At 69.9% G+C, this 15036-nt stretch carries 11 protein-coding genes and 1 pseudogene; 4 read left to right on the top strand and 8 right to left on the bottom strand.

What is annotated here, in order from left to right:
• Nucleotides 1-121: 121 nt before the first annotated feature.
• Nucleotides 122-349: pseudogene (locus CVV76_RS23965) on the top strand (IS3 family transposase); the annotation flags it as partial.
• A gap of 293 nt (nt 350-642) precedes the next feature.
• On the opposite strand, the gene CVV76_RS23970 reads toward CVV76_RS23965, so the two are convergent.
• Complete coding sequence (locus tag CVV76_RS23970; RefSeq protein ID WP_233193145.1) at nt 643-3522, bottom strand: FAD-binding and (Fe-S)-binding domain-containing protein; 2880 nt, start codon at nt 3520-3522, stop codon at nt 643-645.
• Between the two features lie 73 nt (nt 3523-3595).
• Here CVV76_RS23970 and CVV76_RS23975 point away from each other — a divergent pair, with 73 nt between their 5' ends.
• Together CVV76_RS23975 and CVV76_RS23980 are read left to right on the top strand one after the other, a co-directional pair.
• On the top strand, nt 3596-4525 hold the full coding sequence (locus CVV76_RS23975) for a LysR family transcriptional regulator (protein WP_102227207.1): 930 nt from the start codon (nt 3596-3598) through the stop codon (nt 4523-4525).
• A 118-nt stretch (nt 4526-4643) separates the two neighbouring features.
• A complete protein-coding gene (locus tag CVV76_RS23980; protein ID WP_199178705.1) occupies nt 4644-5798 on the top strand; it encodes an alpha-hydroxy acid oxidase in 1155 nt (384 codons plus the stop codon).
• 137 nt (nt 5799-5935) lie between these two features.
• Here CVV76_RS23980 and CVV76_RS23985 read toward each other — a convergent pair whose 3' ends face one another.
• The 3 genes from CVV76_RS23985 to hglS all read right to left on the bottom strand — a co-directional run bounded on the left by CVV76_RS23985 (nt 5936) and on the right by hglS (nt 10154).
• Nucleotides 5936-7009 carry a pyridoxal phosphate-dependent aminotransferase gene (locus CVV76_RS23985; RefSeq protein WP_332888551.1) on the bottom strand — a complete coding sequence of 358 codons (1074 nt, stop codon included), beginning with the start codon at nt 7007-7009 and terminating at the stop codon, nt 5936-5938.
• 154 nt (nt 7010-7163) lie between these two features.
• Nucleotides 7164-8687 (bottom strand): L-piperidine-6-carboxylate dehydrogenase, encoded by a 1524-nt coding sequence (amaB, locus tag CVV76_RS23990; protein WP_102227208.1) that lies wholly within the window; start codon nt 8685-8687, stop codon nt 7164-7166.
• 51 nt (nt 8688-8738) lie between these two features.
• Nucleotides 8739-10154 carry a 2-oxoadipate dioxygenase/decarboxylase HglS gene (gene hglS, locus CVV76_RS23995; protein ID WP_102227209.1) on the bottom strand — a complete coding sequence of 472 codons (1416 nt, stop codon included), beginning with the start codon at nt 10152-10154 and terminating at the stop codon, nt 8739-8741.
• Nucleotides 10155-10316: 162 nt separating this feature from the next.
• Here hglS and CVV76_RS24000 point away from each other — a divergent pair, with 162 nt between their 5' ends.
• The gene (locus tag CVV76_RS24000; RefSeq protein WP_102227210.1) at nt 10317-11210 is read left to right on the top strand and encodes a LysR family transcriptional regulator; all 894 of its coding nucleotides are present in this window, start codon (nt 10317-10319) and stop codon (nt 11208-11210) included.
• A gap of 294 nt (nt 11211-11504) precedes the next feature.
• Here the strand turns inward: CVV76_RS24000 and CVV76_RS24005 are convergent, their stop codons facing one another.
• The 4 genes from CVV76_RS24005 to CVV76_RS24020 form a co-directional block, all read right to left on the bottom strand.
• Nucleotides 11505-11699 (bottom strand): DUF2783 domain-containing protein, encoded by a 195-nt coding sequence (locus CVV76_RS24005; RefSeq protein WP_102227211.1) that lies wholly within the window; start codon nt 11697-11699, stop codon nt 11505-11507.
• A gap of 3 nt (nt 11700-11702) precedes the next feature.
• A complete protein-coding gene (locus CVV76_RS24010; RefSeq protein ID WP_102227212.1) occupies nt 11703-13325 on the bottom strand; it encodes an FAD-dependent oxidoreductase in 1623 nt (540 codons plus the stop codon).
• A 341-nt stretch (nt 13326-13666) separates the two neighbouring features.
• Entirely contained in the window at nt 13667-14617 is a 951-nt protein-coding gene (locus CVV76_RS24015) for an MBL fold metallo-hydrolase (RefSeq protein ID WP_102227213.1), read from the bottom strand.
• 1 nt (nt 14618) lies between these two features.
• On the bottom strand, nt 14619-14969 hold the full coding sequence (locus CVV76_RS24020; protein WP_233193146.1) for a VOC family protein: 351 nt from the start codon (nt 14967-14969) through the stop codon (nt 14619-14621).
• Nucleotides 14970-15036: the final 67 nt, after the last annotated feature.

Genomic DNA, 15036 nt, shown 5'->3' on the forward strand with positions numbered 1-15036 from the left:
ACCAAACTCTGAACAGAGCTAACCTATAAACGCGGACTCCAAGGGGAGCAGGTCATTTCTCTCCTCATGATCAGGTGACACCCCGATGCTACGCCGGGGCGCGGGGCGGGCCATCCCATTAGTGGTGACGCCTGCCGTGAAGCGCGAGGCGGTCGCGCACCTGAAAACCCGGTTCGGGCTCTCGGAACGGCGGGCGTGTCGAATTTCCGGGGCGGACACAAAATGGTCCGCTGGACTGCCGCAGCGTGCGCCGGACACGGTGCTGCGCGGAGGGCTGCGGCAACTGGCCAACGAAAGCCGGAGATTCGGCTATCGACGTCTCTTCGTGCTGCTGCGAGGTGAGGGAGAGGGCGCCGATGCTGTCTCCAATGATGCGGTATACGCCGCCCTTCCGAAGACCTGGTGTGATCAGGATGATCGAGACTTTGGGCTGAACCGGCTCCCGTGACCTGGTTAATGCAATGCCTAAGAGGCGACCATCCCGCACTAGTGGAAAGGCCGTCTCATCTGTCTGACAACACCCGGCTGACGTGCGGCGGCGGTAGAGGTCGCAGCCGACTGCCGGACAAGAGATGCCGGCGCGAGGGGGCCTTGACGCGCGGGGTGGCCGCGGGCGCGGGGATGAAGGGCAGAGCCCCAAGATCAGGTGCAAGACACCGCTCCCACCCGGTCGGCGATCAGGCCCAGCGGGTGGGGTGTCCGGCGTCCGGCTTCGCGCAGGGTCTGGCTGCGGCAGGAGAAGCCTGTGACGGCGGCCTCGGCGCTTGCCGCCATCGGTTCCGCCCAGGACATGGCGTAGAGCCGGGCCGAGGTGGCGCGGTGGCGGGTTTGGTGGCCGAAGGTCCCCGCCATGCCGCAGCAGCCGGTCGCGGGCAGGGCGACCGTCAACCCCAGCGCCTTGAACACGCGGCGCCAGTCTTCGCCGGCGCCCGGAACCGCGCTGCGTTCAGTGCAGTGCAGGAACAGGCTGACCTCTCCGCCCGACAGTTTCGGGAAGACCACGCCGCGCCTGACCTCGCGGGCCAGGAATTCCTGCGGCAGCAACACCTCGGGAAGGTCGGGGTCCCGCCCGGCGTGATCCTGCCGCAGGGCCAGCACGAAGGCGGGGTCGAGGCCGACCATCGGCACCCCCCGCGCCGCCGCGGTACGCAGCGCGCGCTGCAGCCGCGTCGCCATGCGGGCAAAGCCCTCGGGGTCGCCCAGGTCCGCCGCCACCTTGCCCGCGGGCGTCATCTCGACCATCAGCGGGTGATAGCCGAGCGCAGTGAACCCGCGCAGCACCTCGCGCTGGGTCGCGCCGTCGTAGAATGCCGAGAACCAGTCCATCCAGATCAGCACGGTCCGGGGCGGCAGCGGGCGGTGGCCCAGCTCGGCCAGCCGGATCCGCCGGGCGGCGGGTAGCCTGGGCGCCAGCGTCCGCGGCAGGTCGGTCATCCCGAGCGCCCGCCCGACGATCCCGCGCACGGCGGGCCAGAGCGGCCGCACCAGCGGCGACAGGGCCATCAGCACGGGGCTGAACCGTTCGGCCAGGAGGGTCGCCCGCTGCGAAAGCGGCCGCCTGCGCCGGCGGTAGAGATCGGCGTAGAAGGCCGCGCGCATGGTCGGAATGTCGACTTGCACCGGGCAGCTCGTGGCGCAGGCCTTGCAGCCAAGGCAGGTGTCGAGCGCCGAGAGCAGGTCGGTCTCGTCCAGCTCCTGCGCCTGACCTTCCCGCCCCGGCTGTCCCTCCTGTCCCAGCCGCCAGGCCCGCAGCGCGTCGGCCCGGCCCTTGGGTGAGTGCCGCAGATCGCCGCTTGCCTTGAACGAGGGGCACATCGGGGTGGTGGCCGCATAGCTCAGGCACTGGGCGTTGCCGTTGCACTGGAAGGCCTTGGCCAGCGGGTCGCCCTCGGTGGCGTTGAACGGGCGGAATGGGGTGGTGGCGATGCCCATCACCGGGCCGTTGTTCGACACCAGCTTGCCGGGGTTGAACCGCCCCGCCGGGTCGAAGGCCGCCTTCACCCCCTGCAGGGCGCCATAGGCCTCGGGGCCGATCCAGTCCTGCAGGTAGGCGCCGCGCACGCCCTTGCCGTGTTCGCCCCAGAAGATGCCGCCGTTCTCGCGGACCAGCGCATAGATCGCGTCCGACACGGCGACCAGCTTCTGCCGGTCCGCCTCGGCGTCGATGTTCAGCGCGGGGCGGATATGGAGGCAGCCCACGTCAACATGGCCATAGATGCCGAAGCCCAGCCCGTTCTCGCGCAGGATCGCCAGGAACCCGTCGAGGAACCCGGGCAGGCGCTCGGGCGGGACGACGCAATCCTCTACGAAGGCGACCGGTCGGGCAGGGCCCCGGACATTGCCCAGAAGGCCCACCCCGGCGGACCGGATCGCCCAGAGCTCGCGGATCTCGTCCTCGTCCTGCCCGACGTGGACCGCGCGGATGCCGTCAAGCCCGTCCAGCCGCGCGCGGCAGGCGGCGACCCGGTCCGCCAGCGCATCCGCGTCGTTGCCGGTGAACTCGACGAAGGTATAGGCCAGGGCCTCGCCCTCCCTGGGGCGCAGGGGCCGGGGCAGCCGCGCCAGCAGGCCCGCGGCCTCGGCGAGTTGCTGGACCCGCTCGTCCATCACCTCGATCGCGGTCGGGTCGTCGGCCAGAAGCGGCGTCGCGGCGGCGAGCGAGGCGCGGAAACTCGCGAACCCCGCGACCACCAGCCGCCGGTGTGCGGGCAGGGGGCGCAGGCGCAGGCGGATCCGGGTGATCGGCCCCAGCGTGCCCTCCGACCCGGGGAACAGCCGCCACCACTCGAACCCGCCGCCCTCCGGGCAGGCGCGTTCCAGGTCGTAGCCGGTGAAGCGGCGGTTGAGCCGGGGGGTATGGGCGACGAAGGCCGCGCGGCCGGCGCGGGCCGCGGCCTCTGCCGCCGACAGCATCGGCGCGGCCCAGTCCGGTGCCTGCGTGAGACTGGAGACAAGCCCGCGCCCACGCGCGATCTCGACCCCGAGGAGGTTGTCCGAGGTCTTGCCATAGACACGCGATCCCTTGCCCGAGGCGTCGGTCGACAGCATCCCGCCGATGGTACAGCGTGTGGAGGTGGAGGTTTCCGGCGCGAAGAACACCCCGTGCGGCCGCAGTTGTGCGTTGAGATCGTCGAGCACGATCCCCGGTTCCACATCCGCCCAGCTGCCGTCCGGGGCGACCTCCAGAAGCCGGTTCATGTGCCGGCGCATGTCGAGGATGACGCCCCGGTTCAGGCTCTGCCCGTTGGTGCCGGTGCCGCCGCCGCGCGGGGTCAGCGCGATGGCCGCGAACTCGGGGCGCTCCAACACCGCCATCGCGGTCACGACGTCCTGTGCGTCACGCGGCGACAGCACGAGGTCGGGCAGGATGCGATAGACCGAATTGTCCGTCGACATCGCGGCGCGCAGTGCGCTGTCGGTTTCGACCGCGCCGCGAAACCCCGCGCCGGACAGTGCCGCGGGCAGCGCGGCGATCCGGTCGGCGGGGGCGGGCAGGGGGGCGGTGGGGGTATGCAGGGTCACGGGGGTCTCGGTCCGGGGAAAAGGGGTGCGGGGGATATTGACGCCCCGAACGCGTTTCTGAAAATAGAAAGAAATGAAGTCGGATTCGGAAAATACGAACTTTAACCTGCGCCATCTGCGCGCGGTCCACGCGATCTGGTCCGAGGGCAGCTTTGTCCGCGCGGCGGAGCGGCTGGGGGTCGTGCCCTCTGCGCTGACCGAGACGGTGCAGCGGCTCGAGGCGATTGCCGGCGGTCAGCTGTTCGACCGCAAGAGCCGCCCACCGGTGCCCACCCCCCTCGGCCTGGGTTTCCTGCGCGAGACGGAGCCGCTTCTGCGTGATCTCGACGGGGCGCTGGCGCGGCTGCGCGACCAGGCACGGGGTGCCTGCCTGGCGTTGCGCATCGGTGCCGCGCCCTCGGCGATCTCGCCGCTCGTGGCGCCGGCTCTGGCGCGGTTCCACGCGCGTCATCCCGACGTGACCGTCACGATCCACGACGACGTGGCCGAGCGGCTGGCGGCGATGGTGACGGCGGATGAGCTGGACCTCGCGATTGCCGGCAGGGCGCAGACCTCGCCCGATCTCGATCAGACCGAGATCGGCGGCGACTGGTTCGGCCTGGCCTGCCATCGCGACCATCCGCTGGCGCGTCGCGGCGGCCCCGCTACCCTGGCCGAGATCGACCCCGACACCCTTGTCCATCTGGGCACCGACACCGGCAGCGCGCGCCTTCTGGCGTCGTGCCCGGGGCTGCCCGCGCGGCTGCGGAGCGGGCGCCTCAGAACCCATTCGACGATTGCGCAGCTCTGTCTCGTGCGCGAGGGGGCGGGGGTGGCGCTTCTGCCGCGCAACGCCGTGGGCCTGTTCCGCGACCCGGCGATCCGCTTCGTCGAGATCTCGGACCTGTCGCTTCGGCGCAGGCTCTACCTGCTCCGGCCCCGGGCGCGCTCAAACCCCATGGCCGAGGCCTTCGTCGAGGTCCTCGGCCTCGACGGTATGCCCGCCGAGGGGGAGGAGGGGTGAGCCGGGGCATCCACCATCGCAGAAATTTCCATCAAGGGGGTGAACGGCCTCGCAGGGGCGCCGGGCATCGCCTATCAGGGATCCAGGCCCGCCATCGCGGGCCGAGATGAGGGGACCGATGGGACCAGCCGCCTGCCTTTCGTTCGACATGGCCCGCCGCGCCGCGCGACGCCGGCTGCCGCGGGGCCTTTTCGACTACGTCGACCGCGGCGTCGGGCAGGAGGCCGCGCTTCTTCGCCTGCGCGAAAGCCTCGACGCGGTTGAGATCGCCCCCCGGGTTCTGGTCTCGCGCACCGACCGCGACATCGGCTGTACCCTGTTCGGGTGGCAGGCCCGGGCCCCCCTGGTGATCGCCCCCACCGCGATGGCCGGTCTCGTGCATCCGGATGGCGAGATCGTGCTGGCGCGCGCCGCCGCGCGGGCGGGCATTCCGGTTGCGCTTTCGACCCAGTCGATCACCTCGGTCGGACGGCTGCGGGCGGCAGTGCCCGAGGCCGAGATCTGGATGCAGCTTTACCTCTGGCAGGATCTCGACCAGTCCGATGCGCTGATCGCGCGGGCGGCCGAGGCCGGGGTGCGGGTGCTGGTCATGACGGTCGACACACCCTATGGCGCGCGCAAGGAATGGGTGCTGCGGTCGGGTTTTTCGATGCCGTTCCGCCCCGGTCTGCGCAGCGCAACCGACATGGCGCTGCATCCCGGATGGCTCTGGCGCGTGGCGCTCAGGCAGCTCTTGCGGGACGGTCTGCCGAAGATGGAGAACTACCCGGCCGGGCGTCAGCCGCGCCTCGTAGGCGGCCCGCCCGCCCCGCCCGAACTGGCGCTGCGCCGGGATCTGGGCTGGGACGACGTGGCGCGGGTGCGCGACCGCTGGCCGGGGGTGCTGATCCTCAAGGGGATCCTGCGGGATGACGACGCGCTCAGCGCCGCGGACCTCGGGGTGGACGGGGTGGTGGTTTCCTCCCACGGCGCGCGCAACCTTGACGCGGCGCCCGCGCCGGTCACGGTGCTGCCCGGTATCGCGGAAGCAGTCGCCGGCCGGATGACCGTGCTGGCCGACAGCGGTGTGCGGCGCGGTCTCGACGTACTGCGCTACCGCTTGGCGGGGGCCGAAGCGGTGATGCTGGGGCGGTTGCCGCTCTGGGCGCTGGCCGCGGGCGGTGCGGCGGGGGTCGAGGCCGCACTTGACTGGCTGACGGCCGAATACCGCGAGGCGCTGGATTTCTCCGGCGCCGCGCCCGGGGCACCGCCCGCCACCTCAGCGGCCGAGTGAGGCGCAGGCGGTCTCGATCCGGGCCAGGGCCGCGTCGAGTTCTGCCGTCGCCGTGGCAGAGGAGACGCGGAAATAGCCTGGCAGGCCGAAGCCGTACCGGGCACCACCGCCACCCCCACGGCATCCAGCAGCCAGCGTCAGAAGGCACGGTCATCCTCGATCCGCGTGCCCTCGGGCGTGATTGCCGCGATCAGCCCGTCGCAGGCGGCGAAGGCGTAGAAGGCGCCCTCGGGGGTGCGGCATGACAGCCCCGGCACCGTGTCGAGGCGCCCGACTACGAGGTCGCGCCGGGTGCGGAACACCTCGGCCCGCTCGACCAGAAAGTCCTGTGGGCCATCCAGCGCGGCCACCGTCGCCGCCTGGCTGATCGAGCTGGGGGCCGAGGTAGACTGGCTCTGGATCACGGTCATGGCCTTGATCAGCGGCTCCGGCCCGCCGGCATAGCCCAGCCGCCACCCGGTCATCGCGTAGGCCCTGGAGACGCCGTTGATCGTCAGCGTGCGGTCCTTCAGCCGCGGCTCCAGAGCGACCGCCGTGACCGGGCGGAAGCCGTCGTAGACGATGTGTTCATGGATGTCGTCGACCATCAGCCAGATATCCGGCGCGTCCAGCAGCACGTCGAGGAGCGGACGCATCTGATCCGCCCCATAGGCCGCCCCCGACGGGTTCGAGGGGGAGTTCAGCATCAGCCAGCGGGTGCGGGGGTGATGGCCGCGCGCAGCTGCCCGGGGCTGAGCTTGAAGCCCTGCCCGGCCGGGGCAGGGCACGAGCACCGGCACCCCGCCCAGCAGCCTGACGATGTCGGCATAGGTCACCCAGTAGGGCGTGGGGATGATCACCTCGTCGCCCGGGTTCTGCGTGGCCATCAACGCGTTGAAGATGATCTGCCTGGCGCCGGTACAGGCGATGATTTCGGAGGCCGCATAGTCGACGCCGTTCTCTCGCCTGAACTTGCGCGAGATGGCGGCCTTCAGCGCGGGGGTGCCGGGCAGCGGGGTGTCGCGCGTCTCGCCCGCCTGCATCGCCCGCGCGGCGGCCGCGACGATATGGGCGGGGGTGTCGAAATCCGGCTCGCCCGCGCCGAGGATGATGATGTCGCGCCCCGCAGCCTTCAGCGCGCTGGCCCGGGCACCGATTGCAAGGATCTCGGACACGCCGACGGCGGAAAGGCGGTCGGCCGGGCGGAAGGTGGCGGTGATGTCGCCGCGCATGGCGGTTCCGATGGCAAAGGGTCCGGGGCCGGGTTCGGCGGTGCGGTGCCCGGGGACAGGAGCATTGGGAAAGGGGGCGGGGAAATGGGCCCGGGGAAGGGTGGCCGGGACCGGCATCGCCGGCCCCGGACCGTGCGGGGGGAGCCCCCGGCGATCAGTCGATGTCGAACACCACGCCCTGCGCCAGCGGCAGCTCGCGCGAGTAGTTGATGGTGTTGGTCGCGCGGCGCATGTAGGCGCGCCAGGCGTCCGAGCCGCTCTCGCGCCCGCCGCCGGTTTCCTTTTCGCCGCCGAAGGCCCCGCCGATCTCGGCGCCCGAGGTGCCGATGTTGACGTTGGCGATGCCGCAATCCGATCCGCGCGCCGAGAGGAAGGTTTCCATCTCGCGCAGGTCGGTGGTGAAGATCGACGAGGAAAGCCCGCCGCCGACGGCGTTGTGCAGCTCCAGCACCTCGTCGAAGTCGGAATATTTCATCACGTAGAGGATCGGCGCGAAGGTCTCGCGCAGCACCGGGCCCTCATGCGCAGGCATCTCGACGATCGCGGGCTTGACGTAATAGGCGGTGTCGGGGCCGACCGTCTCACGCGTGCCGCCATGGATGATGCCGCCCAGATTCGCGGCTTCCTTCAGCGCGGCCTGCATGCCCTCATAGGCCGCCTTGTCGATCAGCGGACCGACAAGCGCCTGCGTTTCCAACGGGTTGCCGACCGAAACGCTGGCATAGGCCTTCTTCAGCGCGGGCACGATCTGGTCATAGACACTGTCATGAACGAAGAGGCGGCGCATGGTGGTGCAGCGCTGGCCCGCGGTGCCCATGGCGCCGAAGGCGATGGCGCGCAGCGCCATGTCCATGTCGGCCGAGGGGCAGACGATGCCGGCGTTGTTGCCGCCCAGCTCCAGGATGCACTTGCCGAAGCGCGCGGCCACCTTGGGGCCGACGATCCGGCCCATCCGGGTCGACCCGGTGGCCGAGATCAGCGCGACGCTTTCGCTGTCGACCAGCGTCTCGCCCACCGCCGGGCCGCCGACCAGGACCTGGCTCAGCCCCTCGGGGGCGTCGTCGCCGAAGCGGGCAAGCGCGCGCTCCAGCACGGCCTGGCAGGCCAGCGCGGTCAGCGGGGTCTTTTCCGACGGCTTCCAGATCACCGGGTCGCCGCAGACCAGCGCCAGCGCCGAGTTCCAGCACCACGGCGCGCAGGGGAAGTTGAAAGCGGTGATGATGCCCACGACGCCGAGCGGGTGCCAGGTTTCCATCATCCGGTGCCCCGGACGCTCGGTCGCGATGGTCAGGCCGTAAAGCTGCCGCGACAGGCCCACGGCAAAGTCGCAGATGTCGATCATCTCCTGCACTTCGCCCAGACCTTCCGAGGGCGACTTGCCCGCCTCGATCGAGACCATGCGGCCCAGGTCTTCCTTGGACTTGCGCAGTTCCTCGGCAAAGAGACGCACCAGTTCGCCGCGCCGGGGGGCGGGCACCAGCCGCCACTTGCGGAAGGCGGCCCCGGCCCTCGCGATGGCGGCCTCTGTTTCGGCGACCGAATGTTCGGCGAGGCTGGCGACGATCTCGCCGGTGACGGGCGAGACGACGCTCATGCCGCCGGCCACGTCGAGTTTCGCGGCGACGCCGCAGGCGTCCATGGTCTCGGCGGTGACGGCCTTGAGGGGTTTCGTGGACATGTTTTCTCCTTGATATTCGAGGGAAATCCGGTGGATCCGTCTTGGGGGCTGTCAGGCGCCGACGCGCTGCAGCTCGATGAGCGCCCGGGCGAGAGAGGCGGCCTCGGCCTCGGCATAGCGCTGGTGAAGGTCGTGCACCGGCGCGCCGAGATCGGCCTCGAACCGGGCGCGGTTGGGGTTTGCGGCAAAGCCCTGGCCGGCCTCGTCGCCCAGGTTCGACTGAAAGATCCCGGCGGCCGAGACCGGCAGGAAATCCTCGTAGACGATGGGGTCGGCGCGAAGGATTCCGGCGGCGACCAGCGCGGCGGCCTCGCGGCCGAGGTCGGCGCCCGTCGCGGGCTTGCCCGTCGGACTGTAGCGGAAATAGCCCAGCCCCGCGCGCCGGATCTCGTCCAGCGTGTCGGGGAAGGCCGCGAAGGTCGCCGCCAGCGTCTCCCTGTAAAGAGCGGCGTTGGAGCCGTCGGGCGCGGGGCGCACCTTTTCGCGGGTTTCGGCCAGCAGGCGGTCGTACAGCGCCTGGCCCTTCGGCGTCAGGGCGATGCCGCGCTGCTCGATCTCGCCGAAGCGGGCGGTGTGGCTGCCGGCGACGGTGGTGGTGCCGTCCGAATAGGTCACCGGTTCCTCGAGCGCCTTGAACGAGGTCTGGCGCAGCAGGATCGGCACGCGCCGGGTGGGCGGCCCCTCGATCACCGCCTTGGGGGTGATGCCGCGGGCGGGCATTTTCTCCTGGATCGCGTCGATATCGAGGGTGCGGGGCGTCAGGTGGTTGATATGCGGGCCCTTGAAGGCCACCACATCGGCGACCAGCCGGTGCGCGGCGTGAAGCTTCTGGTAGAGCGCATGGCCGACATTCGCTTCAGGGTGCCAGCGGAAGGTTTCCAGGGCGGCGGCGACGAAAGCTTCGGCGTCGGCGGCACTCAGCCCGCCCTCGGCCTCGGATTTCGCGATCAGCGCAAGGCAGGGTGCGGTGAAGATCCGGCGCTTTGCAAGGATCGCGGCGGCCTCGTCGCGCAGTGCCGCTTCGGCGATCAGGTCGAGGCGCAGAAGCGAGGTGAAGACGCGGAACGGGTTGGCGCGAAGCGCATCGTCCTCCAGCGGGCGGAAGGCGGTGGAATGCACCGGCACGCCCGCGACCGACAGGTCGTAATAGCCCACAGGGAACATTCCCATTACCGCGAAGAGGCGGCGGATGGTGGCCAGCTCCCCGGCCGTGCCCAGGCGGATCGCGCCATGGCGTTCCTCGCTGATCCGCTCCAGCTCTCCCAGTTCGGCAAGCCGGGCCTTTTCCGCGGCATCGGCGGAAAGTGTCGCGTCGTTCACCTCGCGCACGAGGTCGAGAAGGGTGCCATAGGCGGGCACCTCGTCGCGGTACATGGCCGACATGGCACGGGAAAAGAGCGTGCGGATGTGATCGGGGCCTACCTGCGTGGCGTGCGGGGCGGGCGTGTCGGCTGAGGGGGCGGTCATGATCCGGGGCCTTGCGTCGTGATCGGTGGCCCGACCCTAGGCCGTCGCAGGCGCAGGATTCCAACGATCGTTGCGACTGGACCCATTCCGATACCGCATGGACTTGCGCCAGAGGAATTACTGTTGAACATGGCGCTACCCCAAACCGGCCGGACAAGACCCATGATCCTGCAACGCCGCATGCTTCCCGACATGCGCCTTCTGCAAACCTTTGAAAGCGCGGCGCGCCACGGCAATTTCACCCGCGCGGGAGAGGAACTGTCGCTGACCCAGAGCGCGGTGAGCCGGCAGATCCGCGAGCTGGAGGACCAGCTTGGCAAGCGCCTGTTCGAGCGGGTGCGCGGACGCGTCGTGGTGACCCAGGCGGGGGGGGCGCTGCTGCCCGAGGTGCAGCGCCTGATGGCGATGGCGGAAAGCACGATGCGCCACGCCGGGGCCGGGGCGCAGGGCGACGGGGTGCTGGCGATCAACGTCCTGCCGACCTTCGCCACGCGCTGGCTGATGCCGCGGCTGCCGGCCTTCTCGGCCCGTCATCCCGAGGCGCGGTTCGACCTTTCGACCCGGCGCGAGGTCTTCGATTTCGCCGAGACCCAGTGCGACATGGCGATCCATTATGGAAAGCCGATCTGGCCCGGTGCAACCTGCACCTACCTGTGCAGCGAGATCATCGTGCCGGTCGCCGGAGGCGCGCTGCGCGACCGCCCGGTCGGGGGCGCCGCCGCCCTTGCCTCGGCCCCCAAGGTGCATTTGACCGAACGCCCCCGGCTCTGGCCGGAATGGTTCCAGCGCCTGGGCCTGGACCTTGCGGATCCGAATGCGGGCCACTGGTTCGATCAGTTCTCGCTGACGATCGAGGCGGTGAAGGGCGGCATGGGCTATGCGCTGCTGCCGCTCTACCTGATCGAGGCCGAGGTCGCGCGCGGCGAACTGACCGTGGTGCTCGACATCCCCTACGCCACCGAGATGGCCTATTACATCGTCACGCCCGAGGGCCGCGACGCCAAGACCGCGGCGTTCCGCGACTGGCTGCTGACACAGGTGCGCGGGCGTCGGTAGCCGATCCTGCGCGGCACGATCGCGATGATCGGATGCCGCCGGCAGGCGGTGGCGCATCTCGATGCCTTCCTGGCGCTTCGCCCGGGCTGCGGCACTTCGTTGCCTTCAGCCGGACCCAGCCTCGGCCGAGGCGCTCGTGGCGCGGGCCAAGGGGGGAGCCTTGCCGCCGAGGTGGCGGAGACTTCCGGATGTGCTCTGGACGGGGCCGCGAAGGAGGGGGGCGTAGCAGGGGAGAGGGAGGAACGGGCAGGGCGCGCGCAGGTCGCCTTCTACCCGATGTTTGCCGCCGGTGCGTCAGGCCTCTGACCTGGCGATGCGCAATGCCTCTTCCAGCACCTCGCTGTCGCCGATGTGGTTGGCGAGGATCAGGATCAGCCGCGCGTTCAGCGCGGCGCTTTCGTCGTCGGTCAGCCCCTCGTGCGCGGCGATGAGGTTGGCATAGAACTCGTCCGGGCGGGGCAGGTTGGGGCTCAGGATCAGATCGGCCATGGCTCAGTCCTTTGCGCAGGCGTGGCGGAGGGCGGTGCGCACGGCAGCCGCATCGAAACGATCCCAGCGGGCCGTGACATGCTGATCGGGGCGCAGCAGGTAGACCGCCGAGGCGGCCCCGCCCAGGTACCGCTCCCTCAGCGCCGGGCCATCCCCGGCCGACAGCGCGAGGCGTGTCACCGTGATGCCGTCTTCCACGAAGGTCTCGGGCGCCTCGGCGTCGATCGTGAGCAGGGTGAAGCCGCCGCCGCCCAGACGGTCGAGCAGGAAGCCCGCCCCCAGCGGTGCGTCGGGGCAGGGGCTGCCGGGCCGGGTGCGGTCAGGGCCCCCGGGGAGTGCATCGGCCCCGGTCAGCGACAGCCCGTCATAGGTGCAGGGCACCGAAAGCCGGCCCGAGTTCACCAGCCCCCGGGCGAAATCGTGATGCTCGGCCAGCTCGAGCACCGCGTTGCGGAAGATGTGGCTCATCTTCGTCTTCGGCGTGATGAACTCGGTCGAGCGGGTGGAATTGAGGATGTTTTCATCGGCACCGTGGCGACGCTCCTCATCGTAGCTGTCGATCAGCCGGTCGGGCGCACGGCCCTCCAGCACGAGGCCCAGCTTCCAGCCGAGGTTGTCGACATCCTGGATCCCCGAATTCGCTCCGCGCGCCCCGAAGGGCGAGACCTGGTGCGCGCTGTCTCCGGCGAAGATCACCCTGCCGTGGCGAAATTTCTTCATCCGGCGGCACTGGAAGGTGTAGATCGAGGACCAGACCAGATCGTATTCCACGCCCGCGCCCAGCATCGCGTCGAGCCTTGCGCGGATCTTCTCCTCCCGCAGCTCCTCCTTTCGGTCGACATCCCAGCCGATCTGGAAATCGACGCGCCAGACGTCGTCGGGCTGCTTGTGCAGAAGGGTGGAGGCGCCGGACTTGAACCACGGTTCGAACCAGAACCATCGCTCGGTCGGGAAGCTTTCGGATTTCATCCGGATGTCGGCGATCAGAAAGCTGTCCTGGAACACCTTCCCCTCGAAATCGAGGCCCATCATCTTGCGCGTGGGCGACGAGGCCCCGTCGCAGGCGATCAGCCAGTCGGCGGTGATGCGGTAGCCGCCCTCTGGCGTCATCACGTCGAGGGCAACCCCGTCGTCCTTCACCTCCACCGCGTCGACCCGGTTCTTGCCGCGGATCTCGATCGGGGCGCCCTTCGCCTGCTCGGCCACGATCTGCTCGTGCAGGAACCGCTCGAAATAGGGCTGCTGGAGGTTGATGAAGGCGGGGAAACGGTGGCCGTCCTCGGGCAGCAGGTTGAAGTCGTAGATCTTGCGGTCGTCGTGGAACACCTTGCCGAGGTTCCAAATGACACCCTTCTCCACGAGCTTGCTGCCGCAGCCGTAGCGCGCCGCGATCTCCATCGTGCGCTTGGCGAAACAGATCGCCTTGCTGCCCTGGCCCACGCCCTCGTGGTCGTCGAGCAGGAGAACCGGATGCCCCTGGCGGCCGAGGTCGAGCGCGGTGGCAAGGCCGATCGGCCCGCCGCCGACAACGACCACCCGGTGATGCGCGGGCGCGGCGGCGTCCTGGTCGACGCTCCGCGCGTAAGGATAGAGCCTGAAGGCGAGCGTGTATCTGTCCTGGAACATCTGGGTCTCCTCCCCGGAACCTTTGTCACCGCCCCGGCGCGGGGCGGGGCGGGCGGGCCGTTTCCGGCCCGTCCGATCTCGATTGGCGGCGCGCGATCCTTCGTCGAAGGATCGGGGGCAGGGGCGCGGCCGGGCAGGCGGTGGAACCGCAACCGGCCACCGCCCGGACCGGTCACCCGGCCCGCCGCTTTCCCGGCCTGCTGTTCTCCCGGGGCTCCTCCCCGACGGCGCTGACGACCTTTCACCGGAAGGTCGTCCGGGCGCGCCTCTCCCGGGGCGCCGCCCGTTCGGTGCTCAAGCACTCCACCGGAACGTCTGCCGGTCCCAGGCCGGAGCGCACCTCACCCCTGAAGCGCCGCCCACATTTCCTTGTCGCGCTCGGCGGTCCAGATTCGCGGCGTCTCGATGCCGCGGGCCTCGTCGAAGGCGCGCGCCACGTTGAACGGCAGGCAATGCTCGTAGATTGCGTAATCGGCGAACTTCGGATCGCAGGCGGCGCGGATCGCGTCCCAGGCTTCCTTCAGATCGCCGCCCCGTGCCGCGATCTTCTGCGCCGGGCGATAGGTGCTCTCGACGAAATCCCGGGTATTCTCGATGGCTTCCGTCACCTTGGCCGTGCCCACCAGCGCATCCCCGCGCCCCGGCGCGATGCTCGCCGGCTGGAACGAGGCGATGTTGTCCAGCGTCTGGCCCCACTCCTCGAAATGCCCGTCGCCGCAATAGCAGGCCGAGTGGTATTCGACGATGTCGCCGGTGAACATCACCTCCTGGTCCGGCACCCAGATTACCGCGTCGCCGGCGGTGTGGGCCCGGCCGAGGTGCATCAGATCGACCCGGCGCTTGCCGAGGTAGACGGTCATCCGATCCGAGAAGGTCATCGTGGGCCAGGTCAGCCCTGGGATCTCCTCATGCCCCTGGAAGAGCCGCGGGAAGCGGGCGAACTCGCTGTCCCAGTCCTCCTGCCCGCGCTCGACCACCTGCGCCCGCGTGGTGTCGGTCGTGACGATCTCCCGCGCACCATAGGCCGAGGCACCCAGCACCCGTACCGCATGGTAATGCGTCAGCACGAGGTGGCTGATCGGCTTGTCGGTCACCGACCGCACGCAGTCGATCACCTTGCGGGCCAGACGCGGGGTCGCCTGCGCCTCGACGATCATCACGCTCTCGTCGCCGATGATCACCCCGGTGTTGGGGTCGCCCTCGGCGGTGAAGGCGTAAAGCCCCTCACCGATCTGGTCGAAGCTGATCTTCTTCTCGCTCATGTCGCCTTGCGACGCGAAGGCCTTTGCCATGTCATCCTCCGATGATTTCGATCCTGTTCCCGACGGGGTCCTCGGTGAAGAACCGCCGCCGCCCTTCGATGGCCGCGTCCCAGCGCACCGGATATCCGGCCGCGCCGAGCCGCTCGGCCAGCGCCTCCAATTCGTCGGTCACCAGGCCCGGGTGGGCCTTCTTCGCGGGGCGAAAATCGGTATCCACCCCAAGGTGCAGCTCCATTCCGGCGCCGCGGAACCAGCCGCCGCCGCGCCCTGCCAGCGCGTCCGGCTTGGCCATTTCCTCAAGCCCGAGGATACCCGCATAGAACGGGCGGCACAGATCCTCGGCCCCCGCGGGAATGGCCAGCTGCACGTGATCTAGACGCATCGTCATCTCACGTCGCCCAATCCGGGAGGTTCATCGCGGGCATCAGCTTTCCGGTGCACGCTCCGAA

Source organism: Acidimangrovimonas sediminis, from assembly GCF_002871005.1.
Lineage (GTDB): Bacteria > Pseudomonadota > Alphaproteobacteria > Rhodobacterales > Rhodobacteraceae > Acidimangrovimonas > Acidimangrovimonas sediminis.

Excerpts from the sequence above, each read along its gene's own strand:
- CVV76_RS23975 (WP_102227207.1), top strand. The coding sequence starts at position 3,596 with ATGAAGTCGGATTCGGAAAATACGAACTTTAACCTGCGCCATCTGCGC.
- CVV76_RS23980 (WP_199178705.1), top strand. The coding sequence starts at position 4,644 with ATGGGACCAGCCGCCTGCCTTTCGTTCGACATGGCCCGCCGCGCCGCG.
- CVV76_RS23985 (WP_332888551.1), bottom strand. The coding sequence starts at position 7,009 with ATGCGCGGCGACATCACCGCCACCTTCCGCCCGGCCGACCGCCTTTCC.
- amaB (WP_102227208.1), bottom strand. The coding sequence starts at position 8,687 with ATGTCCACGAAACCCCTCAAGGCCGTCACCGCCGAGACCATGGACGCC.
- hglS (WP_102227209.1), bottom strand. The coding sequence starts at position 10,154 with ATGACCGCCCCCTCAGCCGACACGCCCGCCCCGCACGCCACGCAGGTA.
- CVV76_RS24000 (WP_102227210.1), top strand. The coding sequence starts at position 10,317 with ATGATCCTGCAACGCCGCATGCTTCCCGACATGCGCCTTCTGCAAACC.
- CVV76_RS24005 (WP_102227211.1), bottom strand. The coding sequence starts at position 11,699 with ATGGCCGATCTGATCCTGAGCCCCAACCTGCCCCGCCCGGACGAGTTC.
- CVV76_RS24010 (WP_102227212.1), bottom strand. The coding sequence starts at position 13,325 with ATGTTCCAGGACAGATACACGCTCGCCTTCAGGCTCTATCCTTACGCG.
- CVV76_RS24015 (WP_102227213.1), bottom strand. The coding sequence starts at position 14,617 with ATGGCAAAGGCCTTCGCGTCGCAAGGCGACATGAGCGAGAAGAAGATC.
- CVV76_RS24020 (WP_233193146.1), bottom strand. The coding sequence starts at position 14,969 with ATGCGTCTAGATCACGTGCAGCTGGCCATTCCCGCGGGGGCCGAGGAT.